The organism is Microcystis aeruginosa NIES-843, from assembly GCF_000010625.1.
Taxonomy (GTDB): Bacteria; Cyanobacteriota; Cyanobacteriia; order Cyanobacteriales; family Microcystaceae; genus Microcystis; species Microcystis aeruginosa.
On the sequence record NC_010296.1, the window covers coordinates 2,402,784 to 2,429,274 of the forward strand.

The 26,491-nt window shown below is 43.3% G+C and carries 29 protein-coding genes; 16 read left to right on the top strand and 13 right to left on the bottom strand.

Translation table 11 applies throughout. The features are described 5' to 3' along the window. The first annotated feature begins 186 nt into the window (after positions 1-186). Together MAE_RS11615 and MAE_RS11620 are read left to right on the top strand one after the other, a co-directional pair. Entirely contained in the window at positions 187-471 is a 285-nt protein-coding gene (locus MAE_RS11615) for a BrnT family toxin (protein ID WP_041804056.1), read from the top strand. Continuing rightward, positions 446-631, top strand: a complete 186-nt coding sequence (locus tag MAE_RS11620) for a hypothetical protein (protein WP_041804059.1) — start codon at positions 446-448, stop codon at positions 629-631. The genes MAE_RS11615 and MAE_RS11620 overlap by 26 nt, the downstream gene beginning before the upstream one ends. 451 nt (positions 632-1,082) lie before the next feature. Here the strand turns inward: MAE_RS11620 and MAE_RS11625 are convergent, their stop codons facing one another. From MAE_RS11625 to MAE_RS11635, 3 genes are all read right to left on the bottom strand, one after another. Continuing rightward, the gene (locus tag MAE_RS11625) at positions 1,083-1,586 is read right to left on the bottom strand and encodes a hypothetical protein (RefSeq protein ID WP_041804061.1); all 504 of its coding nucleotides are present in this window, start codon (positions 1,584-1,586) and stop codon (positions 1,083-1,085) included. Between the two features lie 16 nt (positions 1,587-1,602). Continuing rightward, positions 1,603-2,049 (bottom strand): hypothetical protein, encoded by a 447-nt coding sequence (locus tag MAE_RS11630; protein ID WP_012265749.1) that lies wholly within the window; start codon positions 2,047-2,049, stop codon positions 1,603-1,605. A gap of 471 nt (positions 2,050-2,520) precedes the next feature. Beyond that, positions 2,521-3,945, bottom strand: a complete 1,425-nt coding sequence (locus MAE_RS11635; protein WP_012265750.1) for a protein adenylyltransferase SelO — start codon at positions 3,943-3,945, stop codon at positions 2,521-2,523. Between the two features lie 82 nt (positions 3,946-4,027). On the opposite strand from MAE_RS11635, the gene MAE_RS11640 reads away from it, so the two are divergent. Continuing rightward, the gene (locus MAE_RS11640) at positions 4,028-4,285 is read left to right on the top strand and encodes a chlororespiratory reduction protein 7 (protein ID WP_002756891.1); all 258 of its coding nucleotides are present in this window, start codon (positions 4,028-4,030) and stop codon (positions 4,283-4,285) included. Positions 4,286-4,458: 173 nt separating this feature from the next. Then, positions 4,459-4,869 carry a salt stress protein, Slr1339 family gene (locus MAE_RS11645; protein WP_041804707.1) on the top strand — a complete coding sequence of 137 codons (411 nt, stop codon included), beginning with the start codon at positions 4,459-4,461 and terminating at the stop codon, positions 4,867-4,869. Positions 4,870-4,875: 6 nt separating this feature from the next. Here MAE_RS11645 and MAE_RS11650 read toward each other — a convergent pair whose 3' ends face one another. Then, positions 4,876-6,105 carry a hypothetical protein gene (locus MAE_RS11650; protein WP_041804064.1) on the bottom strand — a complete coding sequence of 410 codons (1,230 nt, stop codon included), beginning with the start codon at positions 6,103-6,105 and terminating at the stop codon, positions 4,876-4,878. A gap of 273 nt (positions 6,106-6,378) precedes the next feature. Beyond that, positions 6,379-8,088, bottom strand: a complete 1,710-nt coding sequence (gene menD, locus MAE_RS11655) for a 2-succinyl-5-enolpyruvyl-6-hydroxy-3-cyclohexene-1-carboxylic-acid synthase (RefSeq protein ID WP_012265754.1) — start codon at positions 8,086-8,088, stop codon at positions 6,379-6,381. 279 nt (positions 8,089-8,367) lie between these two features. On the opposite strand from menD, the gene MAE_RS11660 reads away from it, so the two are divergent. The 7 genes from MAE_RS11660 to MAE_RS11690 all read left to right on the top strand — a co-directional run bounded on the left by MAE_RS11660 (position 8,368) and on the right by MAE_RS11690 (position 12,436). After that, positions 8,368-8,778 carry a Mov34/MPN/PAD-1 family protein gene (locus MAE_RS11660; RefSeq protein ID WP_012265755.1) on the top strand — a complete coding sequence of 137 codons (411 nt, stop codon included), beginning with the start codon at positions 8,368-8,370 and terminating at the stop codon, positions 8,776-8,778. A 6-nt stretch (positions 8,779-8,784) separates the two neighbouring features. After that, complete coding sequence (locus MAE_RS11665) at positions 8,785-9,297, top strand: cobalamin biosynthesis protein (protein WP_012265756.1); 513 nt, start codon at positions 8,785-8,787, stop codon at positions 9,295-9,297. Between the two features lie 7 nt (positions 9,298-9,304). Then, positions 9,305-10,480, top strand: a complete 1,176-nt coding sequence (locus tag MAE_RS11670) for a lipid-A-disaccharide synthase-related protein (RefSeq protein ID WP_012265757.1) — start codon at positions 9,305-9,307, stop codon at positions 10,478-10,480. A 138-nt stretch (positions 10,481-10,618) separates the two neighbouring features. Then, positions 10,619-11,026, top strand: coding sequence for a DUF4164 family protein (locus MAE_RS11675; protein WP_012265758.1), 408 nt, complete (start codon positions 10,619-10,621; stop codon positions 11,024-11,026). A gap of 105 nt (positions 11,027-11,131) precedes the next feature. Continuing rightward, positions 11,132-11,443, top strand: coding sequence for a hypothetical protein (locus MAE_RS11680; protein WP_012265759.1), 312 nt, complete (start codon positions 11,132-11,134; stop codon positions 11,441-11,443). 105 nt (positions 11,444-11,548) lie between these two features. Beyond that, positions 11,549-11,989, top strand: a complete 441-nt coding sequence (locus MAE_RS11685; RefSeq protein ID WP_012265760.1) for a hypothetical protein — start codon at positions 11,549-11,551, stop codon at positions 11,987-11,989. Between the two features lie 105 nt (positions 11,990-12,094). Beyond that, the gene (locus tag MAE_RS11690; RefSeq protein WP_002776981.1) at positions 12,095-12,436 is read left to right on the top strand and encodes a DUF4164 family protein; all 342 of its coding nucleotides are present in this window, start codon (positions 12,095-12,097) and stop codon (positions 12,434-12,436) included. A 103-nt stretch (positions 12,437-12,539) separates the two neighbouring features. On the opposite strand, the gene MAE_RS11695 is transcribed toward MAE_RS11690, so the two are convergent. Both MAE_RS11695 and MAE_RS11700 read right to left on the bottom strand, forming a co-directional pair. Beyond that, positions 12,540-14,195: a tetratricopeptide repeat protein gene (locus MAE_RS11695; RefSeq protein WP_231859792.1), complete on the bottom strand. Its 1,656-nt coding sequence runs from the start codon at positions 14,193-14,195 to the stop codon at positions 12,540-12,542. 951 nt (positions 14,196-15,146) lie between these two features. Beyond that, complete coding sequence (locus tag MAE_RS11700; protein WP_004162443.1) at positions 15,147-15,551, bottom strand: hypothetical protein; 405 nt, start codon at positions 15,549-15,551, stop codon at positions 15,147-15,149. 618 nt (positions 15,552-16,169) lie between these two features. On the opposite strand from MAE_RS11700, the gene MAE_RS11705 reads away from it, so the two are divergent. Further along, positions 16,170-16,397 carry a hypothetical protein gene (locus MAE_RS11705; RefSeq protein ID WP_012265763.1) on the top strand — a complete coding sequence of 76 codons (228 nt, stop codon included), beginning with the start codon at positions 16,170-16,172 and terminating at the stop codon, positions 16,395-16,397. Beyond that, on the top strand, positions 16,394-16,669 hold the full coding sequence (locus MAE_RS36065) for a hypothetical protein (RefSeq protein WP_012265764.1): 276 nt from the start codon (positions 16,394-16,396) through the stop codon (positions 16,667-16,669). Before MAE_RS11705 ends, MAE_RS36065 begins: the two co-directional genes overlap by 4 nt. 118 nt (positions 16,670-16,787) lie before the next feature. Here the strand turns inward: MAE_RS36065 and MAE_RS11715 are convergent, their stop codons facing one another. Continuing rightward, positions 16,788-17,444, bottom strand: a complete 657-nt coding sequence (locus MAE_RS11715) for a class I SAM-dependent methyltransferase (RefSeq protein WP_002756909.1) — start codon at positions 17,442-17,444, stop codon at positions 16,788-16,790. Between the two features lie 220 nt (positions 17,445-17,664). On the opposite strand from MAE_RS11715, the gene lysS reads away from it, so the two are divergent. Then, a complete protein-coding gene (gene lysS, locus MAE_RS11720; protein WP_012265765.1) occupies positions 17,665-19,272 on the top strand; it encodes a lysine--tRNA ligase in 1,608 nt (535 codons plus the stop codon). A gap of 59 nt (positions 19,273-19,331) precedes the next feature. On the opposite strand, the gene MAE_RS11725 is transcribed toward lysS, so the two are convergent. The 3 genes from MAE_RS11725 to MAE_RS11735 form a co-directional block, all read right to left on the bottom strand. Beyond that, positions 19,332-19,685, bottom strand: a complete 354-nt coding sequence (locus MAE_RS11725; protein ID WP_002731874.1) for a DUF1257 domain-containing protein — start codon at positions 19,683-19,685, stop codon at positions 19,332-19,334. 134 nt (positions 19,686-19,819) lie between these two features. Further along, a complete protein-coding gene (locus MAE_RS11730) occupies positions 19,820-21,331 on the bottom strand; it encodes a stress-responsive protein Ycf46 (protein ID WP_004162436.1) in 1,512 nt (503 codons plus the stop codon). 53 nt (positions 21,332-21,384) lie between these two features. Next, the gene (locus MAE_RS11735) at positions 21,385-21,735 is read right to left on the bottom strand and encodes a hypothetical protein (protein ID WP_012265766.1); all 351 of its coding nucleotides are present in this window, start codon (positions 21,733-21,735) and stop codon (positions 21,385-21,387) included. Positions 21,736-22,673: 938 nt separating this feature from the next. Between MAE_RS11735 and MAE_RS34505 the strand changes: the two genes are divergently transcribed. Next, entirely contained in the window at positions 22,674-22,865 is a 192-nt protein-coding gene (locus MAE_RS34505) for a hypothetical protein (protein ID WP_158303518.1), read from the top strand. Between the two features lie 146 nt (positions 22,866-23,011). Here MAE_RS34505 and MAE_RS11740 read toward each other — a convergent pair whose 3' ends face one another. Further along, positions 23,012-23,767, bottom strand: a complete 756-nt coding sequence (locus MAE_RS11740; RefSeq protein ID WP_012265768.1) for an amino acid ABC transporter ATP-binding protein — start codon at positions 23,765-23,767, stop codon at positions 23,012-23,014. A 198-nt stretch (positions 23,768-23,965) separates the two neighbouring features. On the opposite strand from MAE_RS11740, the gene MAE_RS11745 reads away from it, so the two are divergent. Then, positions 23,966-25,477 carry an ABC transporter permease subunit gene (locus tag MAE_RS11745; protein ID WP_012265769.1) on the top strand — a complete coding sequence of 504 codons (1,512 nt, stop codon included), beginning with the start codon at positions 23,966-23,968 and terminating at the stop codon, positions 25,475-25,477. A 664-nt stretch (positions 25,478-26,141) separates the two neighbouring features. Here the strand turns inward: MAE_RS11745 and MAE_RS29435 are convergent. Continuing rightward, complete coding sequence (locus tag MAE_RS29435; RefSeq protein ID WP_231859769.1) at positions 26,142-26,402, bottom strand: formylglycine-generating enzyme family protein; 261 nt, start codon at positions 26,400-26,402, stop codon at positions 26,142-26,144. Positions 26,403-26,491 lie beyond the last annotated feature (89 nt).

Here is a 26,491-nt window from a genome sequence, read left to right on the forward strand (position 1 = left end):
TCGGTGGAGCAGTAAGACCCTTATTAGGGAACGCACCCTACAAGAGCGGCTCAAGTGTCAAAGTAGTCATGCCATGTATCGAGTAATGTTGTTTGATGTTCTATCACCAGCCTATCAATTTGATTCAACTCATGTTCTTTAAAGCCTATGTTAAAATCATAGTGGTTAGGCTTATCAACTCCGCCTATGGATGAAAGCTTTGAATGGGATGAAGATAAAAATCGTTTAAACCAACAGAAACACGATGTTTCCTTTGAATTAGCCCAATACGCATTTTTTGACCCCAAAAGAGTTATCGTACAAGATCTGGCTCACAGTCAAGAAGAAAATCGATTTTACTGTATGGGGCAAGTCAATGAAGGAATTATCACAGTACGCTTTACTTACCGGGAAGGAAAAGTTAGAATTTTTGGAGCTGGTTATTGGCGAAAAGGACGTAAACTATATGAACAGCAAAATAACTTATACTGATGAACCAATGGAACTGGGACAAGTCGTTAAAGATTTTTTACCGCCTCCAGACCAGTTAGTTCCTAAAGGTAAAACCAAAACTACTCAAGTAACATTAGAATTAACAGAAGAAAGTGTAACCTTCTTTAAATCTCAAGCAGCTCGAAAGCAAATTCCTTAGGAAAAAATAATCGAATTACTGGTGGAACAATATGCTCATGAATGTATATCTGATGGTTAAACGCTTCATAAGAGCATTGTCTAACCGACATTATAGCTGACTTGAAAAAGGTGCGTTACACGCGCGTTTTCGCACCCTACAAGATCGGCATCGCACTTAAACTCACAGTTTCAATCCATGGGCATGGTGCGTTCCCCAAAATCGATCGGTGGAGCGGTAGAAGTTGCATTAGGGAACGCACCCTAGGGCGACGGCGATACCACTACGAGAGCAGCAATTATTGTAGGTTGGGTTGACGCAAGGAAGCCCAACAAAGAGTAACCTTTGGGGTGGTTGGGTTTCGCTTTTTCAAGTGAGTTGAGCTATTTTCGACCCAGTATTGTTTCGCTCAACCCAACCTACGAGACTACGAGACTCAACCCACTAACGACAAAGGCAACGTGGCCTAAAATTATCTGCGTTTAATGAGAAAATCGAAAAATCCGAAACCTGAACGAAACTTCATGTACTGGTAAGCAGCTTGCCCTCCTTGTTTATCTAAAATTGCGTCATAAGCTTCAGCAGCCTTTTCATACATTTTTTGTGTATCTCCCCTTTGAGCAGCTTGGCAGGCAACCGCATCATGCACTCTCCCTGCTGGGAATAAATTGTTTACTTGGTTATAGAAGCGGTAATCTCCACAAGGTGGCATCCAAGAGTTACCTTGCTGGAAATTTAATTCGGTGCATCTTGCATTCATGGCTGGATAATTTTCTGGACAGATATACCCATCGAACTGCATCGTTGGCAAATTGATTGGAGGCTTTTGCCCTTCTGGTTTTTGTGGAATGGTTGAGCGATCGCATAGAAGCGCACTCGCGTTAAGTCCGCATGGCGGTAGTGCATTAGCGGGAACAATTCCTGCCCATGCGGGAATAAAGGTCATTGCGATCAAAAAAAGTTTTACGTTTTTCATGGTTTTTCAGGTTAAACTATCTGTACTCAGGAGGTGTCCATCCAAATAGTTGAATCATACTTGCGGCTTGTGAGTCCAAATACTTCTTACGTCCAGCCTCTCCATCAAAATAGTTGTTGGAATATAAAACGTCAGCAAACCTTTTGGTGAGAATCCATACAGTATTATAGTCACCCTTTGCAAGAGCCTTACATAGGGCTGAGACAATTTCTCCCAAACCCAAAGCTCGCCAATTAGGGAGTTCATTGGTTACATTATTGAAACATTCTTGAAACTCTTGTTGTGCGGAACGAACAGGCTGCTGCTGCGGCTGTCGCAGTTGTTCCATCATTCGGTCATGCCAGAACCATTCTTCATCTTCGCGGGTGAACACGTCGTCTGCCTGAGCAACGACTGGATGCAAAACGAAGAATAGTAAAATCCCAGTAGATAGAAAGGAGTAAGGCCCCCTGCGAATCTTCATGGTAAAAACGGGTGTTGTTTATTTATTTCACGACAATTTCCGTATAACTATTGATTATACGGAAACTTTCTGCACAACACTCTCCAGAGTAACGATATGGGTCAACTTTCTGTATATCACTCCATTTAGGCGTGATCGCAAGAAACTTTCCCTATATTACGCCCAAAAGCGTGTTAGCCAGATTAGCTTACTGCAAACAACCTCCTTTAAGGAGACTGATCACAGAATCTTTCTAGAATTCTAGCAAAGATTCTTATATCTGACTGCACTTTGTCACAAAATTTCACTATTATTTTGACACTCTTAATGGTTAGAAGGGACACGTTGAACGCCAAGTCTGGTCAATTTTTGTCCAACGCATTTCAGGAAATGACCTAAATAAGTAGCTAGACATAATTAATTACACATATTTAACCACCTGTTGCCTATTCTAACCAAGAAATTAATTTTGCACCACTACTTATTACTTAATTACTGTTTATTCTGTAATTTTATCACTAATTCTTGGAAAGGTTGCCAATCGTCTTTAGAGGTAATGGCTTCCCAGACCGATTCGATTAGCGGTCTAAGTAAAGCGGTTTTAGGATTATAATGCGTTAAGGTGTCCCCAATTTGAGCTAAGGAATCTAGGGGTAATTGATTTAAGACCAAACTATATAATTCTCGCCAACGTTGCCAATCAGCTTTGGGTAAATCCATATTTTCAAGAATTAGAGAACTATTTTCTCGCCAACCGTAATTAAATTGTTCACTTAATTGATAGAAAAATTCGTGATAACCGAGGCCAGTTTCTTGGAGAACTTCCACGGTTTTGCTGACCAGTAAAGCGGATTCGGGAGTAAAAATATCCTCAAAACCTAACTTTTTGAGCATCATTTTTTGATAATAAAAATTGTAATGCTGGTCATAGTTAGCCAAAGCCAGATCTAACTCTAACAAGGAGACGACCATGGCCAGGGGAGATTGCAGTAACTCTAGATTTAAGCGACAGATAAAAGGCTGATTGCCATAACTATAACGACCACCGTAGTCGAAATAGGCCGCCGTAAATTGGGGGTTATAGGAAGGAATAAAAGCGTAGGGACCATAATCGAAACTTTCCCCGGTAATTGACATATTATCGGTATTGAGAACCCCATGACAAAAACCGGCGGCCATCCATTGGGCTGCTAATTTAGCGGTTCTTTCAATCAAAGCGGCGTAAAATTTTAAATAGCGATCGCTATCTTGGGGATCGATTTCAGGATAATAATAAATAATCACATGATCGAGGAGTCTTTTAATTAAATCGCTACGTTTAATATGAAATAAACGCTCAAAAGTCCCAAAACGAATATGAGAATTACTAACTCGAATCATCACCGAAGATCGCGTCGGGGAAGGTTCATCGCCGCGCCAGAGAGCTTCCCCCGTTTCCACCAAACTCAAACAGCGAGAGGTATTCACCCCTAAACCCCGTAAAGCTTCCCCGGCTAAGACTTCTCTAACTCCACCCTTGAGAGTTAACCTACCGTCCGCATGACGGGAATAGGGGGTCCGTCCCGATCCTTTCGTACCAAAATCGTATAATTTGCCATCAATACCCCTAACTTGACCGTAGAGAAAACCGCGACCATCTCCCAAGAAAGGATTATACTCGCCAAATTGATAACCGTGGTAACGCAGGGACAAAAAGGGGTTCAGGGATTGAAATTTACCAAAAGCCTCGATAAAATGCTCATCTAAGGTTAATTCTGGCTGAATTCCCACCAAAGGTAATAAAGCATCATTGCGAAAACGAAGGATATGACTGGGAAAATCCGCAGCCGCAACTTGATCGTAGTATTGGTCCCCCAAGTCCTGCATGGCGCTTTCGTAAGGGAGACTGAGAAAGGGATTGGTGAGATGGTCTGTCATAGTGGTGGTGTCGATCGAGCGTTGAGGCGATAAAGTGATAAAGATAGCCAAAAAATTTTTCTACTGAGACTATCAAACAGCGATGCCCGATTCTATTATGTATCAAGGGGACTATTTTCTTGTCCTTGAGGCCGATCAACCTGAACAATTCCAGACTCCCGACCAGTTGCGGGATAAGTTAAAAGATTTAATCACCGCAAAACCAGAGATTTGTCCCCGACAATTGGCGAAATTCTCTAGTTTTGAGGAAAAATCTCTCTATCTGCGCGATAATTACTGCGAGTTAGACCTGGGTGAGGAGGGTTATCTACAATGGTATGTGGTCCGTTTGGAAAAATAAGGAAACCCGTTATTCAGTAGTTAGGTGTTAAAAACTGTCAGACACCCCCCTTATCAAGGGGGGATTAAGGGGGGATCCATCTTCAATTTAATTATAACCAGTTACTTAGTTATTAAGGCAGAGGCAATCAGAGCAATTATCTTTTTAACTTTTTACTTTCTAACTTGATCATTATGGGAGAAATAGAAGATTTACTGGCACAAATGAAGGCAGAATACCAGAAACGGGATCAGGAAAAACCGATGCCGTCCCCTTCTTCTCGCCAAGAAAAAGATCGTTACCCAGACGAATTTAAGGTTAATTATACCAGCGATTCTGCTACCGATGCGCTTTTAAAAGCTTTAGCCTTAGAAAACCAAGAAAGGCAACAACAGGAGGCAGCGGAAAAAGAAAAAGCAGCGGCATTAAAACAGCAGCGTAAGCGAGAAGCTTTAACTAGAAAGGCGAAGCAATGGTTAGATAAATTGGATGCTAAATCGGAGGAAGGACGCTGGTTTGAGGAGTTTTCATATAGCTACGATTCTCCTTTAGAAGCGGCGATCACCTATCTAGAAGCTTTGGGAGAAGTGGACATTTCTAAATGATCAGGTCTAATTTAAAGTTGTGGGTAAATTTGCTTGGTCAAAAACTCGATTATGCCACCAAATATTATCACCAGCTATAATATTTGTGCCGTAACGGGGAACGATACCATAAACAGTGCCGGGGTCATAATCCAAAGCTTGACTGATGAGATTGTAGAGACGTTGTAGATCAAAACCCCGGGGGTCACAATGGGGATATTTTCCTTGATTAATCAGAAAACTATCCACGGCAAAATGGCTGACAATTTGCGGTAATTGTCCCGTTTGTAAGGCTGCTAGGAGATAATATTTCGCCGTTTGTTGGTATTGAAAATCGCTGTAACCGGGGAGGGGTTGCAAGCGTCCTTTGGTCAAACAGTGGGATCCCGGCGCTTGTACCAGTTCAATGTTAACGCTGGAGATAACCCGACGATTTCTTTCGGCAAAAACTGGTCGCAAGCGATCGCAATTAGGGTGAGATAGCTGCTGACAAATCGCTTCTGTTGCCCATAATGCGGTGCTTTTTGCCCCATCAAAGTAATTTGTGGGATATTCTTTGACTAAACGCCTAAAGACGGCTTCTGAAGGCGTATTTAACCAAATTCTTGCTCTTTTTTCTAACTCAGGAGCCGATCGCGTACTCAAAGGAACACCCTCTAAAGCAAGTGCAAAACCCTTGACGCGGATAGTTTCTGGGGTAAGTTGCCACAGTTGACGCACTAATTGATCTCTGGTGTCTGCGGGCAGCATTTCGGCCGCTTGTTCATAAAAAGTGGCCGTGGGACGGTGACGTTCAAAAAAAGGCCGGGCGATCGAGTCTAAAATGTCTCTATCCCTAGAATTCTGTTTGCGGGGGATGTAAACATTGGGACCCAATTTCATCGGACCGCGAGCATATTTTTTCTGTTCTTCGATGTTACCCGCAGTCATACTCCAAGCTGTATCGTGGAGAATAAACAAAGGGGTGCGATCGAGGGTTAATTCGGTTTCTGGCGGGGCAATTTGCAAAAATTCGGCGATTTTCTGCTTTTCTAACTCATCTAGGCTCTTACCGGCTAAATTCTCCCCCACAGTGGAGGGATTAAAAATATTTATGGTGGCAGTGGAGAGACTAGAGGTATTCAGTTTTAAAATCAGTAGGGACAAGACCAAGCTAATCACCAGAGAAGTCACTCCCCATCGCCATTGTTCCGGGGGAAAGATAGAATATCTGGGGGGAGAAAATTGTCTTGATTTTTGCCGTCTTTGTCGATTCATCGGACTCTTTTAAGTAGTTGGACAAAAGTAAAGTTAACTGTAGGGTAAGGAGTCGGTCGTCAGTAAGAATTGCGGCAATTTACATTTCTTAAGATAGACAACAGAATTTATGTCCGACTACTTAACTCTTTCCACCCATTGTATTGACTTTCTCGAAAAAGGGAATTAATACTAAATCCGTTGAGTATATGCTACCTATCAGGATAGGCACTCTTGCAATAGGCAGCTTTATTCTCCCCACTTCCCCACACCCCACACCCCACACCCCACACCCTACACATAATTACTGAGGAACCATTGGGTATTAAAAGCTCGATCGCAGGATATTTCTAGTAATCTTATGCCTGATTCCGGCAAAACTGCGATTTTTTGCTCAAAATCAGTCCAATCGCTGATTAAATGGTAATCAATACCGTAGGTGCGACAGAGTTGGCAAAAGTCGATATTTTGGGGAGTGGCAAAAAATTCTTCAAAGGGAGGGTCAAATTTGGCGATCGGCAACATCTGGAAAATGCCTCCCCCCTTGTTATTGATTAAAATTATGGTCAAGGAGCCAACAAAATATTTTTTGATTAAAAAACCATTTGTGTCGTGTAATAGGGCTAAATCTCCCGTTAATAGCAGACTAGGGACATTTTTATAAGCTATTCCTATCGCAGTGGAGAGGTTGCCGTCGATGCCATTGGCCCCGCGGTTAAAATAAGGACGAATTTGGCGATCGCTAGGCGGGTTAAAAAACTCGGCATAGCGAACAGGCATACTATTAGAGATAAAGATCGGGGTGCGGGGGGGGAGGTATTGGGAGAGCAGCCAAGGGATTTTACCTTCAATCAGTTTAGTTTCTGCTGCCAAAAGGCGATCGATGGTTAATCGAGCTTGCTGGTCGAATTTTTGCCATAATTGCCGATATTCTCGATTATTATCGGTTTTATCTGGGAATAAATCCCCTAATTGCTCGATATTTACCCTGAGATGTCCGGTTTTTCCCTGTAGAGGATCGTAATTATCGGGATGGGGATCGATAATCCAGCGCGGACAGTCGATTTCTTCTAACCAGGTCCGTAATTCTTTGCTGGTGGGTAATTCGCCAATTTGCAGGACAACATCGGGGGTTAATTGGGTTCTAAGGGCAGGATTCCGCAATAATAAATCATAGGTGGTGATGAGATGGGGATTTAACCCTGCATAGTTTCGCAGAGGAGATAAAGCTTCCGCTAAGATGGGATATTGTTGCGATCGGGCTAAATCAGCGATCGCCTGACAGTAACTTTCAGGGTTTTGCGGGGAAGCTAATCCCGCGATGATAATTCCTTTGGAGGGTAAAGAATTAATTTGGAGAATTGAGTGGTTAATGGCGATATTTTGCCGAGATATATGGCTAAAAAAAGCCTCTTGGTCAAAATTAGCCTCTAAATTGTTAATTTCTAGATCGGGAGTTGGTGCGAGGGGATCCCGAAATGGTAAGTTCAGATGCACCACTCCGGGGACAGGATCGAGACAGCGCCACCACGCGTGGATGATAGTTTGACGGAGATAGCGTAAACGCTCGATATTGGCACTAGGACAGCTAATTTCCGCTTGCCAATTTGGATAATTACCGTAGAGTTTGACTTGATCGATAGTCTGACCGGCGTGAGCATGACGCAATTCTGGGGGGCGATCGGCGGTTAGAATTAATAAAGGGACATGACTTTCTTTTGCTTCAATGACTGCGGGATAAAAATTAGCCGTGGCGGTCCCGGAAGTGCAGACTAAAACCACCGGTTGATATAATTGTTTGGCTAATCCCAGGGCAAAAAAAGCGGCCGAGCGCTCGTCTAAGATGGGAATAGCTTCAATCTGGGGATGTCTTGCCAAGGCTATCGTTAAAGGAGTCGATCGCGATCCGGGAGAAACCACCCCTATCTTCAATCCCAAACGGGCCAATGTTTCGACTAAAATAGAACCCCAAAGTGTATTAAGATTGCGAAAATCGATCGACATTTATCAGTTCAGTGCAAAGGTTAGGGAACAATAAGATAAATTTAACATTGGCTGGAACCGGCCAAGAATAAGTTATTCCTAAGTCAGCGATGCAGAAGTTACTAAAAGAGAGCGAAGGCAATTAGTCCCTACAATAATATTATTGCGCCAATGGTAAGGGCGCATCGCGTACGGACAAAATGTCCTATAGATATTTCGACCAAATTGAGATGCACCCAGTTTTCAAGTTCCCTATAGCCAAAGCAAACTAACATCAATAGGTTTTGAAAATTTTCCCTTATGATCCTGATTACAGACCAAATTTCCCAGCGTATTTTCACCCACGCAGAATCCACCTATCCCGAAGAATGTTGTGGGTTACTCTTGGGAAAAATTACCGAAACAGCAGCCCAAGTGATCACCGTGCAAACCACAGAAAATAACTGGTCAGGTAATAGGAAAAACCGCTTTAGTATTGCTCCAGAAGTGCTTTTACAAGCTCAAAAATCGGCGCGGGAAAACCAGCTAGAAATTATTGGTATCTATCATTCCCATCCCGATCATGCCGCCATTCCCTCGGAAATTGATCGCCAATTAGCCTGGTCAGGATATACTTATTTAATTGTCTCCGTAGTTTCAGGACAAGCGATCGATTTACAAGCTTGGCAACTGGACGAAGGCGAACAATTTCAACCGGTAAAAATATTATAGTCTTGTATGACTAGCGCTTCCCCCGCTTTCCACTCACCCGCAATCGATTTAATCGGGATAGGTCCCCTGTGGACAGGTTTTAGCCAACCTCGTTTTTCCCCCGATCCTTCCCTGGCAAAAGTGCAGTGCCATGGACGATTATTATGGTTAGGAATAGGTTGCATCCGTGGGACGGAGAAAGCAGTCATAGATAGGGCAATTAGGGCTGTTTTTAAGCGTTATCACCTCTCTTTAGCCGCTATTGCCGGTATCGCCACCCTTGACATCAAAGCTGATGAACAGGGTTTAATTGCCTACTGTCAGGAGAAGGGATTGCCACTAAAAACCTTTACTGCCGAGGAGTTGAGAGATATTAATGTCCCCAATCCCTCGGCTATTGTCAACAAGAAAGAAGGAACCCCTAGCGTCGCTGAAGCTGCCGCTTTAAAAATGGGCGATACTTTGCTAGTCAGCAAGCAAATAGAAGCAAAATCGGTGACGGTGGCGGTTTCTTTGGCAGCAAGGGAATATAGAGGATAACAAATCGATGCTTAAACAGGTTTTATTTCTTAGTAATGGTCATGGTGAGGATTTAAATGCTAGTTTAATTCTGGGGGAATTACAAAAAATTCAGCCCCAATTATCTATAGCTGCTTTGCCTTTAGTGGGAGAGGGAAAAGCTTATCAAAAATTGTCAGTACCAATTATTGCCCCCACTGCCACTATGCCATCGGGGGGAATTATTTATACCAATCCTTTGAATTGGATTAAGGATATTGGTGCGGGATTAATTAGTCTAACTATTAAACAAATTCAGGCAGCTTTTAAAGTTAGCAAGGATTGTGATTTATTGATAGCAGTGGGGGATATCGTGCCGATTGCGATCGCTAGTTTAACCGGTCGTCCTTTTGTGGCTTTTATTGTTTCTACTTCCAGTTATTACGAAGGCACAATTAAATTACCTTTACTCACGGAATTATGTTTAAGATCGAAGAATTGTTTAAGAGTTTTTACCAGGGATAAATATACAGCAATAGACCTAGAAAATCGGGGTATTAAAAAAGCGATTTTTGCCGGTTATCCGATTATGGATGTCTTAACACCAACGGGTAAAGATTTAGAATTAGATCGTCAAATTCCCATGATTGCTTTATTAGCGGGGAGTCGTTTACCCGAAGCTTTGAGTAATTTGGCTTTACAGTTACAAGTCTGTGAGGAAATAGTTAAAATTAAACCGATGCAGTTTCGGGCTGCCATCGTTCCTAGTATCAGAGAAACCGACTTAGAAAATTTAGCTAAACAAGAGGGATGGCATTATTTAGGAGCGGGAAAATTAGAGAAAAATGGGGCTTTATTGTGCTGTTATCGTGATGCTTTTGCCGATATTCTACACCATTGTGACGCTTGTTTAGCCATGGCGGGTACAGCAGTAGAACAAGCGGTGGGATTAGGAAAACCCGTCCTACAAATACCTGGATTTGGTCCCCAATTTACCTACCCTTTTGCCGAGGCACAAATGCGCTTATTAGGGGAATCGGTGATAACTATTGGACAGAAACCCACGGAGGTAAATTTATTTAAAAATGCCGCGGTTAAAATTATTGATATTTTGGTAGATTCTCGTTATTTACACAGATGTTTAGAAAATGGCAAAATTAGAGTGGGAGAGTCCGGAGGTAGCAGAAATATTGCCGAGGAAATTTATAGCATTTTTCAAAAGTAATGGCAGAGATAGTTATACTAAATCCGTTGAGTATAGGCTACATATCAGGAGAGGCAATAGATAATCAGTTTTTAATAACCAGATTTAGGATTAAAATAAAATTATTGTACTATCATTACTCCCAGGGATGTTACCAAAATGTCTAACGAAACCGTTACTTATAGTCTTGAATCCGTCCTCAAGGAAATCAAAGACAGCATCAAGGAAGTTAACCAAAAAATCGATACCTTCCAACAGGATGTTAACCAGAAATTTGACAGCCTACAGAAGGATTTTAACCAGAAATTTGACAGCCTACAGAAAGATGTTAACCAGAAATTTGACAGCCTACAGAAGGATTTTAACCAGAAATTTGACAAAATCGACGAACGGCTAACTAAGCTAGAGGTAGGACAGGCAAAACTAACTGAGAAAGTCGATGGGATGGATAGAAGACTAGAAAAGCTGGAAGGAACCCAAAAAAATCAAGTTTGGACGTTAATTATTCTTTTAGGAGGGGCCATCGGCACGGCAGCGTGGCGCTCTTTCTTTTCTGGTAATCCTTAGAAATATTGCCATAATACTAAATGCTAGGTAATCAGTCTTTAATAACCGGATTTAGGATTAAAATAAAATTATTGTACTATCATTACTCCCAGGGATTTTACCAAAATGTCTAACGAAACCGTTACTTATAGTCTTGAATCTGTCCTCAAGGAAATCAAAGACAGCCTACAGAAAGATGTTAACCAGAAATTTGACAGCCTACAGAAGGATTTTAACCAGAAATTTGACAAAATCGACGAACGGCTAACTAAGCTAGAGGTAGGACAGGCAAAACTAACTGAGAAAGTCGATGGGATGGATAGAAGACTAGAAAAGGTGGAAGGAACCCAAAAAAATCAAGTTTGGACGTTAATTATTCTTTTAGGAGGGGCCATCGGCACGGCAGCGTGGCGCTCTTTCTTTTCTGGTAATCCTTAGAAATATTGCCATAATACTAAATGCTAGGTAATCAGTCTTTAATAACCGGATTTAGGATTAAAATAAAATTATTGTACTATCATTACTCCCAGGGATTTTACCAAAATGTCTAACGAAACCGTTACTTATAGTCTTGAATCCGTCCTCAAGGAAATCAAAGACAGCATCAAGGAAGTTAACCAAAAAATCGATACCTTCCAACAGGATGTTAACCAGAAATTTGACAGCCTACAGAAGGATTTTAACCAGAAATTTGATACCTTGCAACAGGATTTTAACCAGAAATTTGACAGCCTACAGAAGGATTTTAACCAGAAATTTGACAGCCTACAGAAGGATTTTAACCAGAAATTTGAGAAAATCGACGAACGGCTAACTAAGCTAGAGGTGGGACAGGCAAAACTAACTGAGAAAGTCGATGGGATGGATAGAAGACTAGAAAAGGTGGAAGGAACCCAAAAAAATCAAGTTTGGACGTTAATTATTCTTTTAGGAGGGGCCATCGGCACGGCAGCGTGGCGCTCTTTCTTTTCTGGCAATCCTTAGAAATATTGCCATAATACTAAATGCTAGGTAATCAGTCTTTAATAACCGGATTTAGGATTAAGATAAAATTATTGTACTATCATTACTCCCAGGGATGTTACCAAAATGTCTAACGAAACCGTTACTTATAGTCTTGAATCCGTCCTCAAGGAAATCAAAGACAGCATCAAGGAAGTTAACCAAAAAATCGATACCTTCCAACAGGATGTTAACCAGAAATTTGACAGCCTACAGAAGGATTTTAACCAGAAATTTGATAAAATCGACGAACGGCTAACTAAGCTAGAGGTAGGACAGGCAAAACTAACTGAGAAAGTCGATGGGATGGATAGAAGACTAGAAAAGGTGGAAGGAACCCAAAAAAATCAAGTTTGGACGTTAATTATTCTTTTAGGAGGAGCGATCGGCACAGCAGCGTGGCGCTCTTTCTTTTCTGGCAATCCTTAGAAATATTACTATAATTTCTCACTTTAGGGTAGTTATGAGGGGAAATTAGCAGATGTGAAACTCAGGTTAAAAATAAGGGATATTTAACCCATCCTACCCCTAATTATGCTTTCCTCAACCATCTTTTTAACAATCGCCACAATGCCACTATTATCCCCCCAATTAAAACTAAAGGAAACTTAATCACCCCCAGAAAGAAAGCAACGATTAAGGGATATTTTTGGGTTTCTAATTGCCGAATTTTATCATCGCAATCTTGAACATCCGCTGCTAACCCCAATGCTTGAAATAATTCCCGCGACTGAAGAAATGCTTCTTTCGCTTCCGATATACGTTTGAGTTTATAGTAGGTAAGTCCCAGATTAAACCAAGCATTCGCTTCACCCCCCCGATCACCGATTTCCCGTTTGATTGCTAAAGACTGTTGATGAAACTCGATCGCTTTTTGGTATTCTCTTAGGGAATAGTAAACATTGCCTAAATTATTGTAGGATGCCGCTTCACCCCACCGATCACCGATTTTTCGCGTGATTGCTAAGGATTGTTGATAAAACTCGATCGCTTTTTGGTATTCTCCTAGGGAACGGTAAACATTGCCTAAACCCATGTAGGAATTCGCTTCACCCCCCCGATCACCGATTTCGCGTGTGATTGCTAAAGACTGTTGATAAAACTCGATCGCTTTTTGGTATTCTCCAAGGGAATTGTAAACATTGCCTAAATTATTGTAGGAAGACGCTTCACCCCCCCGATCACCGATTTCGCGTGTGATTGCTAAAGACTGTTGATAAAACTCGATCGCTTTTTGGTATTCTCCTAGGGAATTGTAAACATTGCCTAAATTACCGTAGGATTTCGCTTCACCCCCCCGATCACCGATTTCCCGTTTGATTGCTAAGGACTGTTGATAAAACTCGATCGCTTTTTGGTATTCTCCAAGGGAAGAGTAAACAGTGCCTAAATTATTGTAGGAATACGCTTCACCCCCCCGATCACCGATTTCCCGATCGATTGCTAAAGACTGTTGATGAAACTCGCTCGCTTTTTGGTATTCTCCTAGGGAATAGTAAACATTGCCTAAATTACCGTAGGATTTCGCTTCACCCCCCCGATCACCGATTTCGCGTTTGATTGCTAAGGACTGTTGATGAAACTCGATCGCTTTTTGGTATTCTCCCAGGGAATTGTAAACATTGCCTAAATTATTGTAGGATGCCGCTTCACCTCCCCGATCACCGATTTCCCGAAAGATTGCTAAAGACTGTTGATGAAACTCGATCGCTTTTTGGTATTCTCCTAGGGAATTGTAAACATTGCCTAAACTGGTGAGGGATACGGTATATTTCCAGTTGGTTTGCTCCTCCTGTTGTTGGTAAACAGTGACTAATTCAAGGTAATAATCGGCTAGGGTTTGATAATACCCCCGTCGGGTGAGAAAATCATCGATAGCACGGAGAATATCAAAAGCATTGTCGTACTCGGTTAACTGATAGCGATGATAGAAAATTTCTAGGTAAGGTTGCACATCGTTGAGGATTTCCCAGGAGTCGGGTTGAGCAATAGAAAGATAATAGGCGATCGCTTTTTGGTGTAATTCCCTTTGATCGCCGGCTTTGTATTGTGCATATTCCCAAACTAAAGGCTGAAAACTAAAAATTCGCTGGCGATTTTCCTCTTTTTCTTCTAATAATGATCGTCGCTGTAATTCTCGCAGATCTGCCGTGATCTCGGACAGTGCGATCTCCGGGTAATTATCCATCACTGCTTTGGCTGCCGGAGAATCAAATTCTCGGCGATAAATGCTGGTTTTAGTGAATAATTCCTGCTGTCTTTGGCTAAGTCGCTGAAAACTAGCATCTAAAACTAAAGCAATTCCCACTGTCTCTTGACGATGACTCCCCACCACCTGCGGATCGCTCAAAAGTTGCGATAAATTTCCTAATCCTAAATCCGCTAACCTTTCTAAACTGGGATTTTGCGGAAATTCTGCTAAGATTAAATCCGCCACCAATCGCAGGAGTAATGGATGACCATCCACCCGTCGAGAAAAGTTCTCTAGATCCCCTGTTATTTGCGATTCTGCTAACAATTGCGCCCCTTCAGGAGGTTTCAAACCTTTTAGCTCGATCCAACGGTTAAAACCCCTAGTTTTGGGCTTTTCTCTGGTGGTGACTATAATTTTGCTCGTGTCACCTTTTTCTATCCAAGCAGTGAAAAACTGCTGATAAAATTCATTATTCCAAGAACCATCTTCCCCTAATAAACTCTCTAGATTATCGATAATAATTAGGTGGCGATGGCGTTGCAATTGTCTGATTAAAGCTTCCTGTAAATCTATTTCTTTTTCGGGGACAGGATAACCAAAGTCCGTCAGGAGTTGGCGAGCTAAACCACTAAATCCGCCCAGATTTCCCGCTTCCCACCAAAAGCGTTTTGGGAATAAATCTTCATCGTCCCCTAGGGAAGGATCGAGGGGAATTTCCTCCTCAAAAATTTTGCTGGCTAGGGTAGATTTTCCAATTCATCCAACTCCTTTGATGCCAATCATCGCAACATTTTGATCATTAAACCACTGCTTAATTTGGGTGATTTCCTCCTCCCTTCCCTGCCAATAGGCGAGACGTTTTCGAGCATCTCCTCCCTTGAAAATACTCCTTTGACTACTGCGATTATTTTCTATTGCGTCTGCTGTTGCGTGCAGATCCGCCAGTCATTCAGGAGGGATTCCTAGATTTAAATTACCCTTAACTTCTTGAATGTTCAATTGTTGTTTAATATCTTTGTTTATTTGTGTACCAATTTGAGTTTTTGTTTCTGTTTGATTCTGATTAATTGTCATAATTTGTTGTGCTAGGGTTTGGATTTCTTGGGCAAAATTGGGGTCTTTGAGCATTTCTACCTGTAAAAAAGGAACCACTTGCTGTTCAATCATCGCCTCGGATTTAGTTTGTTCGGCTGCCGCTAAAACCTGAGCTGCGGTGGGTTCCTTTTGTAACTTTTGCTTAATTTTTTGCCACAATTCTACACCTTTATCCATTGCTCCTTCCGTTAATTTACCGATAACAGCTTCAAAGGCGATTTTAGCGATTTCGGCGGCGGCTAACTCTGCTAACATAATTATCAATTGCGAGAATTTTTCGCCATTCTAGCACAACGGCAACAGCAGTTGTGGACGGTTTAAATGTTTGGTTGACTGTTCAAAAAGTAAAAAACAAAACTCTGATATCGTTGCCACAACAGGATTGAGATTAGGGCGAAGCGGACGCGCTGGTAAGCTAAGACATATTTAGGGTTTGCGGCAAAAAGTACGGGCGAAGCATTCGGATAGAAAATCTCCGGTTTCACCGATAGGTTATTGCCCGAATGCTTCGCCCCTACAGGACGCGGGCCGATGAAGACGCAAAAATCTTGCACCTGTTTCGCTCGTAAAGCCACAAAACCCCTACCTTGCCTACATTTCACATTTATTCAGCAAACCCTATTTAAACTGCTTATTCTTAGATTAGCCGAATCTCCTCCAATTCCTTTACTGTTGCCTCTTGCCTCGTCTCAACAAGCAATTTAAATTACGAACAGCTTATTAATGCTTGAGCAGCCCTCAGAAGCCCTTTTATTGAAGCCCGTTATTCCCTAAAGTCGTTGACAATAAAGCTATAGACAAACTTAAACCGTTAGATTGCAAGAGTAGAAAAAGTAGTAAAATAGTTCAATACCCGTAAAACATGAACAAAACATGACTACTCTATTGCAAAAAGCATTCACAGAAATCCAGAAACTGCCAGAGCATCTTCAAGATGAACTTGCTCAACAATTGCTGGAAGATATTGAAGGTGAATTAAAATGGCAGAAAAGCCTTTCCAACGAGGATATGGAATTGGGAGCTTTAATAACAATGGCACAGGAAGCTCTGATAGAAGAACAAGAGGGGAGAACAGAAGATAAAGGCTTTGGGGAAGAATGAAGTCATCCAGAACCAAGAGGTTTCGTCAACTTTTTCTAAGTTTGCCGCAAAGGGTACAAGAAACAGCCAAGAAAAATTACCAGATTTGGAAAGAAAATCCATTTCACCCCAGCCTAGAGTTCAAAGAGGTGAAACCAAGAGAAAAAATCTGGTCAGTCAGAGTCGGCATTGGATGGCGAGCATTAGGGATTAAGAATTCAGAGGAAGAAAAGATAGTTTGGTTCTGGGTTGGATCGCACTCCGAGTATGACAAGATTCTAGGTAAGAATTAGAAGCGATCTAACAAATCACTGCACCCGACCTTATGCTAAAGTTATCTAAATCATCCCAAGTCATTGGCGGCGGGTGATGGGCAACGTTAGACCTACACCCTCTGATTGTTAACGATGACTATAATCCTAGAGAAGATTCTTTTTTTCCTATCACTGCATAGAAGGGATCGGCAACCATAATTCCTAACATTTGCAGGAAACTGGGGGTAGTAGCAGGACGAACGATCGCCTGTACTTCCCTAAATCCCGCCACCGATTTAAAATAGGATTTCACTAGGGCCACCCGGCCTAAATCGCTATTATCGCGCCAAGCAGCGATCGCTTTTTGGTAAAACATCCGATTGGAAAAACTGACCACCACCAGACCATTAGGCTTTAAAATACGATACAGTTCCGCAAAAATCGCCTCTGGATACTGCAAATACTGCACCGACACTGTGATTAACACCGCATCAAAAGAACTATCCCCTAGGGGCAATTTTGGCTGTGCATTCAGGTCTTGGACAAAATAACTATGCAAGCGGGGATTTTTGGCTAACTCCTCCCCATTCATCCCGTGACCTTCGATATGCTCAAATTCCATCTCCTCCGGTAAATGGGACACCCAGCTGCTCATCAGGTCTAAAATGCGCGTATTCGGCGATAATATCTCTCGGTAGAGAGCGGTTAATCGATCGATAAAACCCTCATCCACGTGGGTGACGAAGCGGGGAAAAGCATAAAAATCGCTGTCTTTGGTCGGATCGAGTTTAGTTCTTTCTTCGGGTCGGAGCATTTTTGTCAAGTTAATTTTACTATTTTTAACATAGCCCAGAGACAGAAAAAAGGGTTAACCGAACTGGTCAAAGTTAGATGGCACAAAGAAGACGATACCCTGAACCCAGGCCAAAGATTTACACCTCATCTCGACCTACTCCAGATAACTGAGTATGTCAAGTGTTGGATATTCCCTTAGAATGTAAAATGTAAAGACTGTAGATACATAAGGTTAATTCATGTTTTGGTCCGACAAAATTGCTGCGGATGCACAAATAAACCAAGTTGTCAACGATTCAAAAACACCGTCTGGAAGAGTTCATGTTGGATCGTTGAGAGGGGTTGTGATCCATGATGTGATTGATCGAGCCTTGAAACATGGTGGTAAATCATCGAAATTCCTCTATGGTGTTGATGATTATGATGCACTTGATACTGTTCCCCATTATCTCGATCGAGAGAAGTTTGCACCTTACTTAGGGTTTCCCCTTTGCAATGTCCCTTCACCGGACAATAGTGCCAGCGATTATGCAAAGTACTTCATGGGGGAGTTTCTAGAGGTTTTCGAGCATTTGGGGGTTAGACCAGAGGTTTACTACTTGCGTGATCTATACCGCTCAGGTCGCTTGAATTCCTACATTGATACCTTCCTCAAAAACGCTCATTTGGTCAGAGAAGCCTATCTAGAGGTAAGCAAAGCGCGTCGGCCAGATAACTGGTATCCCTTTCAGATCGCTTGTGAAAATTGCGGCAAGATTGCAACAACGGTTGTGTCAGATTATAACGGGTCAGAAGTTTTCTACACTTGCAAACCTGATGCAACGGATTGGGTTCAAGGTTGTGGTCATTCAGGCTGGGTTTCTCCTTTTAATGGCAATGGTAAATTACCTTGGAAAGTTGAGTGGGTGGCAAAGTGGGATCTATTGGGAATCACCATTGAGCTTGCGGGTAAAGATCACTCCCAGAAAGGAGGATCTAGAGATGTTGCGAATGCAATTTGCCGAAAAGTGCTACGAAAACAGCCACCTTTCCATTCACCCTACGAATTCATTTTGGTCAATGGCACGAAGATGAGTTCATCAAAGGGGGTTGGTTCAAGCGCCAAAGAAATCGCTGAGTTACTTCCTCCTGAGCTACTTCGATTTTTAATGCTACGAACTCAGCCTAAGACGGTTATTAACTTTGCGCCCAATTATGAAACGACAACCAGGCTATTTAGAGACTACGATTCTCTAGCTGATAAGTATCAAGCTTTATCAGCAGATGCCCAGCAAGAATCTGCTTTGCCTGAAGAGTTAATGCCATTGTTTTACTCTCAACTTGATGGAGCAATTAAGCCTTACCATCCTGTTGATCTCAGCACGCTGATTTCTTTACTGCAAGTGCCTCACCTCGATATTCGTCAAGAGATTGAAAAACGTAGTAATCAGGCTTTAAGCGAATATGATTGGCAAATTGCCAATCAAAGGATTTCAGTTGCCCAAAAATGGTTGGCGGACTATGCTGACGAAGAAGAGAAATTGGTTCTTTATCTTGACAGGGTTCCTGAGAAAGTTAGGGACTTGACTCAAGAGCAGGTTGCTTATCTCAGACAGCTAACTCATAGCTTGACAGATGTTAAGGTTTGGGAAGCTGACGAATTGCAAACAACTTTATTTGCAACAGCAAAAGAGTTAGAAATGCAGCAACCCCTTGCATTTAAAGCTGTTTATTTATCGTTCTTAGGTAAAGAGCGTGGGCCAAAAGCTGGAGCTTTGCTGTCATATTTAGAGCGTGATTTTGTGATTACTCGTCTTCAAGATGTTGTGCAAATAAATGAATCTCAGCTTGCTCTTATTTCTGAATAGACAGAAAAAAGGGTTAACCGAACTGGTCAACCCCTAGGCTTGGGAACGCGCTGTAAATCTTAGCTTTGAACGACTAGCTTAACGTTAGCGTTTTGCAGACCGCGCTGTTTCACTTCGGATAGGGTTTTGTTCACAGCGTATTTTTGGTTGATCGAGTTGATCAATTCGGTTTGATTGTGTTTTTTGGCTACACCCCAGAGGTCAGCGATTAAATCGAAACTGCCGTCGGTGTTGCGGGACCAACCGAGATCATATTCGCCATCGAGAACAGCAACGATGTCGGAGCGAACCCGTTGACCGTTGTAACCACGAACATCAGCTTCGGTTTTTACGCTAATACCGAGGTCGCGGAGAGAAGCTTTGAGGATTTCGGCATCGGTGATTTTGGTCCGGAGAGTGCTAAAATGAGACATTGGAATTTCCTCTTTGTAGATAAGAATCAACAACAACAGATTGAGAGTTAAAGAGTGCCGCCAAGCGGCTTTTCGAGGCATTGCTAGTCCCTGAGAACTAGCCTTTCATCCCGTTGGGAGCGGGCGAAAGTCTGTTAGAACTCCAATCGCTGGTACTCAGCGACGGAGGCCGAAGCAGGTCGGGCGCGTTGTCTGGCCCAATCACGCAGGGCAGTTACCTGTTCGGTCATGGTGCGAGATAGGGGCAGAGTCGCCTTAATCGCCGCAATAATGTCCAATTGCGTGAATTCGCGATCTTGGGCGAAGGCCTCATACATGGCGGCAATCAGCGCCTGTTCTATTTCCGCACCGGAAAACCCATCGGATACCTTGGCTAACTGCTCCAAATCGAAGCGAGAAATGTCGGAGCGTCGTTTAGTCAGGTGAATATTAAAGATATCTTGTCTTTCTTCGGAATTGGGCAAATCGACAAAGAAGATTTCATCGAAGCGCCCCTTGCGGAGAAATTCCCCCGGTAGCCGTTCAATCCGGTTAGCTGTGGCCATGACGAAGACGGGCGAGGTTTTTTCCTGCATCCAAGTCAGGAAGGAGCCGAAGATGCGGCTAGAGGTTCCCCCATCGGAATCGGCGGATCCCGTGCCACCGGCAAAAGCTTTATCTAATTCATCGATGAAAAGAATGGCCGGAGAGATGGATTCAGCAGTTTTTAGGGCATTACGCAGGTTAGCCTCAGACCGTCCCACCATGGAACCATCGTAAACCCGTCCCATATCTAAGCGCAGGAGCGGTAAACCCCAGAGGCGCGAGGTGGTTTTAGCGATTAAGGACTTACCACAGCCTGGTACTCCTAAAATTAGCATTCCTTTCGGTTGGGGGAGTCCGTAACCTCTGGCTCTTTCTGTAAAGGCGTTCGATCGCTGTTTTAACCATTTTTTTAATTCTTCCAGACCACCGACGGCGTTGATGGTCTCGTCTTCTTCAACGTATTCTAAAATTCCGTTGCGGCGAATCAGTTGTTTTTTCTCGGAAAGGACGATTTCTACCTCGTCTTCCGTCAATTTGTTCGCTTTTACATGGGCTTTGCGGTAAACTTTTTCGGCTTCATCTTTGGTTAAGCCTAAGGCCGCTTTCAGGAGTTTTTCCCGGACCTCTGTGGTGGTACGACGATTTTGATTTTTGCCTAGGTGTTGCGAGAGAACTGTATCTAACTCTCCCATGTCCGGCAGGGGAAAATCTAGAACTACTACGTCTTTCTCTAGTTCTATGGGGACTTCTTGCAGGGGAGACATTAAAATAATGATTTTTTCGGTTCCTTTAAAGCTTGCGATCGCATCTCTCAACCAGCGAGTGACCGGAGCGGAAGTGATGAACGGATGCAGGTCTTTGAAGATGTAGATGCCCGCTTCCCGTTGACGCACTACCCATTCGATCGCCGCTTCTGGCGACACGGTATTATGTTGACTGGTTTGGCGCGGTTGACCTAGTTCGATCATGCCGTGGGTGACAGTCCAGACAAACACCCGTCGATGTTGTGTATTTAGTTGGGCTATTTTGCTGATGGCTTCTTCCGCCCTTTCCTCCTCGGAGGTGACGAGGTAAATCAGGGGATACTGAGCCTTGACGAGAATTTCTAGCTCTTCTTTCATAACATCGACCCTATTTGTGGTAACGGTTTAGACCTTGGGCGGCTACCGAGAGTTTAGCAGGGAACTAAGGCTGCTTCTCCCTCTGCGGTTCCTTGAGCGCCAACGGGTTCGGGAACTTCGAGCGGGAACTCGTCGCCGACTATTCCGGGCTGGCGTTTGATTGACCTTAGCCGATCTTCTTTCATCACTAAGGCGGCATCACACTCGGGACAGACATGAACCTGATAGGTTTTGCCATAGGCGGCGGCTTCGATTTCTTCTACCTTTTCGGGGTATTTTAGGTAGAAAGCGATCGCTTTCTCCACCAGCCCTGACATCGATTCTTCATCGATCGCGGCTCTTATCTTTAGTTGACGATGGACTCCAGGGGGAAGGTACAGTGTGACTTTTTGCTTGTCTTGCATATCACTAAATTGGTTTACCCGGGTATGTGTCCTTACTATAACCACTGTCTTTCCCTCCTGTCAAGATGGTAAGCTGTTATGACAGCATAATTGTAACATTTCTTTACAATTGTTGGAGAAGTGGGGTGATGGGGTGTGGGGTGTGGTGCGATTCGTTGGCTAGAAACTAGACAGTAAGACGTTTAGAGGATTAGTCGCTTGGTAAATGTAGTACCTTGATAACTTTATAACCCTACAGGTGCGGGTTAGTAATAACCTTAGTCCTGTCCTCTAGATGCCTAGAGTGACGGCATTTCCTGCTGCTTGAGACCGGGTACATCTGAGGTAGTGAGCGAGGAAAAAAAGCGGTATCTGATGGCCTAAATCAGAAACCCGTTGAGCCAGAACTTATGGATAGCCCTGGGGCGAAGATACGAATTAACCATCGTCAACACCCACGAGCCAAAAGGCTGACAGGCTCGAAACAAAAGTTAACAGAGTTGGGGCTGATAGCTTACACCACTATCAGTAAGGCATTCCCGTTGCTCTGTTGTGGACAGTATCATCCTAACGGTTCAACCAATGGTTATAGGGAACGAAGTAACCCTGATTGACTCTGCCCGTTCTGGGCAGTAGGAAACCATCCGCAAGTCAATAGAGGGAGAGGATGTCCTTAAAAGCCAAGGCTTTGAGTAATATCAAAGATATGCTGACAAAGGACGGGTAACTAGGAAGTCTAAGCAACAATCAACGGTCATATACGCCCTAAAACCAACAATCTTGTCTGGTGGGGATACAGCCAAGAGGGTTGAATAGACAAGGAAATAATCATTCCCATTATTATTCTACTAATGACATTAGCCTAGTTACTCAGGAGCCGGATACGGCGAAAGTCGTAAGTCCGGTTTTGAAGCAGGGGGTGGGAAGGCGACTTCCTGCTCTACTGTAACGGGTGTGGGGTGTGGGGTGTGGGGTGTAGGGTGTGGGGTGTGGGGTGTAGGGTGTGGGGTGTGGGGTGTGGGGTGTGGGGTGTAGGGTGTGGGGTGTGGGGTGTAGGGTGTGGGGTGTGGGGTGTGGGGTGTGGGGAAGTGGGGAAGTGGGGAAGTGGGGAAGTGGGGTGTAGGGTGTGGGGTGTAGGGTGTGGGGTGTAGGGTGTGGGGAGAAAAAAGCTGTCTCCTGTCTCCTGTCTCCTGTCTCCTGTCTCCTGTCTCCTGTCTCCTGTCTCCTGTCTCCTGTCTCCTGTCTCCTGTCTCCTGTCTCCTGTCTCCTGTCTCCTGAATACTGAATTGAGCAAACCCTAATTACTATTGATGCGACTTAAAAAGGCTTGTAAGCGCTCGCTGTGGGGATTATTAAAGAAGGTGTCGGGATCACCTGCTTCTTCGATGACACCTTGATTAAAGAACAAAACCTTGTTAGAGACCTCCTTAGCGAACTGCATTTCGTGGGTGACGACTACCATAGTCATCCCCTCATCGGCCAATTGACGCATAACGTTTAACACTTCCCCGACTAATTCCGGATCCAGGGCCGAAGTGGGTTCATCAAATAAAATCACCTCTGGTTTCATGCAGAGACTGCGAGCGATCGCCACTCGTTGTTTTTGTCCTCCCGATAATTGGTCGGGATAAACATCGGCTTTTGGGGCTAATCCCACCTTTTCCAGATAATGAATTGCCGTATCTTTAGCCTCATTTTCCGAGTGGTGTAACACTTGCTTGGGGGCCAACACCAAGTTTTGTAAAACGGTGAGATGGGGAAAAAGATTAAAGTGTTGAAACACCATACTTACCCGGCTGCGTAAGTTGCGGAGGACCGATTGATTTAACTTCGGGGAAGAGATGTCAATCCCCATCACCTCCAAGCGGCCACCGTTAATTGTTTCCAAACGATTGAGACAGCGTAAAAAGGTACTTTTGCCGCAGCCAGAGGGACCGATTACCGATACCACGTCCCCTTGATAAAGAGTGCCTGTAACTCCTTTAAGTACCTCTAAAGAGCCGTAACTTTTGCGTAAACCTTCACTAACAATCACAGGGGTGGTAGTGGTCATGATGTCCTCTCGTAAAAAATTTTACATTCTGTATAAAAGTATCCAGATTAGTTTCTGCCAGATTGTATCCTTGACGACATTTTATCAAGAGGAATAATCATAATACTCAAATAGTCTCTCTACATCTGTCTTGGGTGGGAAGTAGGACGAAATTAATAACTTAGTTGAGCGAAAAAATCAAGGAGAAACAATTAAAAAATGATTAAATTTTGGCGAGGGCGGGCGGTACAGAGAGTTATCTTTGCCTTGTTAGGATTAGTCTTGGCGCTCGGATTAACTGTTATTCCGGCTTTTTCTCAGACCCCTCCTAATCCTTTTCGAGTAGCAACGGAAGCGACTTTTCCGCCCTTTGAATTTCAACAAGGGGGACAATTAACTGGGTTTGATATCGATTTAATGCGGGCGATTGGGGAGGAAGCCGATCTCAACATTGACTTTAGAAATTTACCCTTTGATGGCATTATTCCGGCTCTACAAGCGAGAACAGTGGAAGCCGCTATTAGTGGCATGACTATCACCGCCGAACGCGCCCAAGCGATTTCTTTTTCTCGACCTTATTTTAGGGCTGGTTTAGCGATCGCTGTTCGGGAAGATAATAAGACAATTAAAAATTTTGAAGACTTAAAAGGCAAAAGAATTGCCGTCCAAATTGGCACAACGGGAGCCTTAGAAGCGACAAAAATACCGGGGGCAACAGTTAGTCAATTTGACTCGGCGGCTTTAGCTTTGCAGGAATTAATTAATGGTCGAGTTGAGGCGGTAGTTAACGATAAACCCGTGACTTTGTATGCAATTAAACAAGCGGGTTTACGGGGAGTAAAAGTTGTCGGAGAATTATTAACGGAGGAATTCTATGGCATTGCTTTACCCAAAAATTCCCCCTATCTCCAGTTAATTAATGATGCTCTCGGTCGAGTCATAGAAAGTGGTCGGTACGATGCTATTTTTAGGCAATGGTTTGGAGAAAAACCGCCAGAATTACCTTTAGTTGCCCCAGCTTTAAAGAATTTACAGGAATCAAGTTTTAACTGGGGAGAATTATTCTATAACCTGATTTTTAAAGGGGTTCCCTGGACAATTCTGTTAACAGTTCTGTCTTTTCTGTTCGGGTTAATCGGCGGAACTTTAGTGGCCATTGCCCTGATTTCTCCCTACAAATGGTTAAAAATAATTTGCCGCATCTATGTGGATTTCTTTCGGGGAACACCGATGCTGGTGCAATTATTCTTGATCTATTTTGGTTTGCCAGGGTTGTTCCGAGAAATTGGCTTAAATATCGACTTAGATCGTTTACCGGCGGCCCTATTTGCCCTAAGTTTAAATGTGGCGGCCTATTTAGCTGAAATTATGCGCGGCGGTATTCAATCGATCGATAATGGTCAATGGGAAGCTTGTTCTAGTCTAGGAATGTCCCCAGTGCAAACCATGCACGAGGTGATTTTTTCCCAAGCTTTTCGCCGGATGTTGCCACCCTTGGGGAATGAATTTATCACCCTAATTAAAGATACCAGTTTAGCGGCAGTAATCGGTTTTGAAGAGTTATTCCGGCAAGGTCAGTTAATGGTAGCCACTACCTATAAAGCTTTCGAGATTTATATCGCTGTTGCTGTAGTTTATTTGGTTTTAACTACCCTTTCCTCTGTGGTATTTAAGCGCTTAGAGATTTATATGGATCCCCTACATAAATCTAAACAGGAACAGAAAGCTTAGGGGCAACAGATGGGAACTGATAAGTAATAGGGCAAAATTAACTTCTTGGTTAGGATAGGCAAGAGGCAAGAGGTAGTTAAATATGTGCATTTAATTGTGTCTAGCTACTTACTAAATCGGTTTTTAATGGTATGATTGACTCCCGATCGAACTTTAAAAACCCACTTGCCACTTGCCACTTCTCAATCCCCACTTTCCTATCCTCTTTATAAATCTGGTTATTAAAAACTGATTATTTAGGGTTTGCTGAATAAATCTAAAAACCTTGTTGGATAGGGTTTTTAGACTTGTTTTCCCTCAAAAAGTGCCGACCTTTGGAGTGATTGGGGGGAAAATTCCGGGACTTTTTCCCTGAAAATTAGGTAATTGACCCCCTGAAAATGGGTAAAACCCCACACCCCACACCCCACACCCCACACCCTGCCCCCAGGAAAAGCTTTTTCAGCAAACCCTATTTATTCCCCCTTTTGCATGAGTGCCTCTCCTGATATGTAGCCCATACTCAACGGATTTAGTATGATAACCGATAACTCTTTCATCGCCTTCATAAAATTTAACATTAACGCCATTTTCTCAAAAAAATCGACCCGCCCTTAGGCGGGAAAGAAAAGAAAAGAGAAAAAATAGGGAATAAGGGTAAAAAGGGAAAAAAAGAGAAAAAGGGTTACAGGGTCCTCCCAGCACCGCACACCACCCGAAAACCGAGGTTGAAGTTGAGGTCGCGGCGGCCGTAGTTGTCGCGGGAAGCGGAACGGCAGTAAGGCGGATAGTAGTACCAAGAACCGCCCCGCAGAGGAGAACGATTATCATCCCCATTTTCTATCCAGACACTGCCATCCCTCGGCGCACCATGATAATTATCGTGCCAAGTATCGGCGCACCATTCCCAGACATTGCCGTGCATATCGTAGCCCACATTCCGCACCCTCAACTGTCACATAAGCTGTCCCCCTCCAGAGACTTGAGTAAAAATACCTAGCTGGTGAAGGTTTTCTCGGTGGCCGTTAGGGGGAG

Bases quoted from the DNA above. Each gene is read 5' to 3' on its own strand.
- MAE_RS11640 (WP_002756891.1), top strand. From the start codon at position 4,028: ATGCCCGATTCTATTATGTATCAAGGGGACTATTTTCTTGTCCTTGAG.
- MAE_RS11700 (WP_004162443.1), bottom strand. From the start codon at position 15,551: ATGTTAGCAGAGTTAGCCGCCGCCGAAATCGCTAAAATCGCCTTTGAA.
- MAE_RS11690 (WP_002776981.1), top strand. From the start codon at position 12,095: ATGTCTAACGAAACCGTTACTTATAGTCTTGAATCCGTCCTCAAGGAA.
- MAE_RS11705 (WP_012265763.1), top strand. From the start codon at position 16,170: ATGACTACTCTATTGCAAAAAGCATTCACAGAAATCCAGAAACTGCCA.
- MAE_RS11715 (WP_002756909.1), bottom strand. From the start codon at position 17,444: ATGCTCCGACCCGAAGAAAGAACTAAACTCGATCCGACCAAAGACAGC.
- MAE_RS11625 (WP_041804061.1), bottom strand. From the start codon at position 1,586: ATGAAAAACGTAAAACTTTTTTTGATCGCAATGACCTTTATTCCCGCA.
- MAE_RS11745 (WP_012265769.1), top strand. From the start codon at position 23,966: ATGATTAAATTTTGGCGAGGGCGGGCGGTACAGAGAGTTATCTTTGCC.
- lysS (WP_012265765.1), top strand. From the start codon at position 17,665: ATGTTTTGGTCCGACAAAATTGCTGCGGATGCACAAATAAACCAAGTT.
- MAE_RS11670 (WP_012265757.1), top strand. From the start codon at position 9,305: ATGCTTAAACAGGTTTTATTTCTTAGTAATGGTCATGGTGAGGATTTA.
- menD (WP_012265754.1), bottom strand. From the start codon at position 8,088: ATGTCGATCGATTTTCGCAATCTTAATACACTTTGGGGTTCTATTTTA.
- MAE_RS11740 (WP_012265768.1), bottom strand. From the start codon at position 23,767: ATGACCACTACCACCCCTGTGATTGTTAGTGAAGGTTTACGCAAAAGT.
- MAE_RS11635 (WP_012265750.1), bottom strand. From the start codon at position 3,945: ATGACAGACCATCTCACCAATCCCTTTCTCAGTCTCCCTTACGAAAGC.
- MAE_RS11620 (WP_041804059.1), top strand. From the start codon at position 446: ATGAACAGCAAAATAACTTATACTGATGAACCAATGGAACTGGGACAA.
- MAE_RS11630 (WP_012265749.1), bottom strand. From the start codon at position 2,049: ATGAAGATTCGCAGGGGGCCTTACTCCTTTCTATCTACTGGGATTTTA.
- MAE_RS11645 (WP_041804707.1), top strand. From the start codon at position 4,459: ATGGGAGAAATAGAAGATTTACTGGCACAAATGAAGGCAGAATACCAG.
- MAE_RS11695 (WP_231859792.1), bottom strand. From the start codon at position 14,195: ATGGATAATTACCCGGAGATCGCACTGTCCGAGATCACGGCAGATCTG.
- MAE_RS36065 (WP_012265764.1), top strand. From the start codon at position 16,394: ATGAAGTCATCCAGAACCAAGAGGTTTCGTCAACTTTTTCTAAGTTTG.
- MAE_RS11650 (WP_041804064.1), bottom strand. From the start codon at position 6,105: ATGAATCGACAAAGACGGCAAAAATCAAGACAATTTTCTCCCCCCAGA.
- MAE_RS11615 (WP_041804056.1), top strand. From the start codon at position 187: ATGGATGAAAGCTTTGAATGGGATGAAGATAAAAATCGTTTAAACCAA.
- MAE_RS11735 (WP_012265766.1), bottom strand. From the start codon at position 21,735: ATGCAAGACAAGCAAAAAGTCACACTGTACCTTCCCCCTGGAGTCCAT.
- MAE_RS11660 (WP_012265755.1), top strand. From the start codon at position 8,368: ATGATCCTGATTACAGACCAAATTTCCCAGCGTATTTTCACCCACGCA.
- MAE_RS11675 (WP_012265758.1), top strand. From the start codon at position 10,619: ATGTCTAACGAAACCGTTACTTATAGTCTTGAATCCGTCCTCAAGGAA.
- MAE_RS11665 (WP_012265756.1), top strand. From the start codon at position 8,785: ATGACTAGCGCTTCCCCCGCTTTCCACTCACCCGCAATCGATTTAATC.
- MAE_RS11680 (WP_012265759.1), top strand. From the start codon at position 11,132: ATGTCTAACGAAACCGTTACTTATAGTCTTGAATCTGTCCTCAAGGAA.
- MAE_RS11725 (WP_002731874.1), bottom strand. From the start codon at position 19,685: ATGTCTCATTTTAGCACTCTCCGGACCAAAATCACCGATGCCGAAATC.
- MAE_RS11685 (WP_012265760.1), top strand. From the start codon at position 11,549: ATGTCTAACGAAACCGTTACTTATAGTCTTGAATCCGTCCTCAAGGAA.
- MAE_RS11730 (WP_004162436.1), bottom strand. From the start codon at position 21,331: ATGAAAGAAGAGCTAGAAATTCTCGTCAAGGCTCAGTATCCCCTGATT.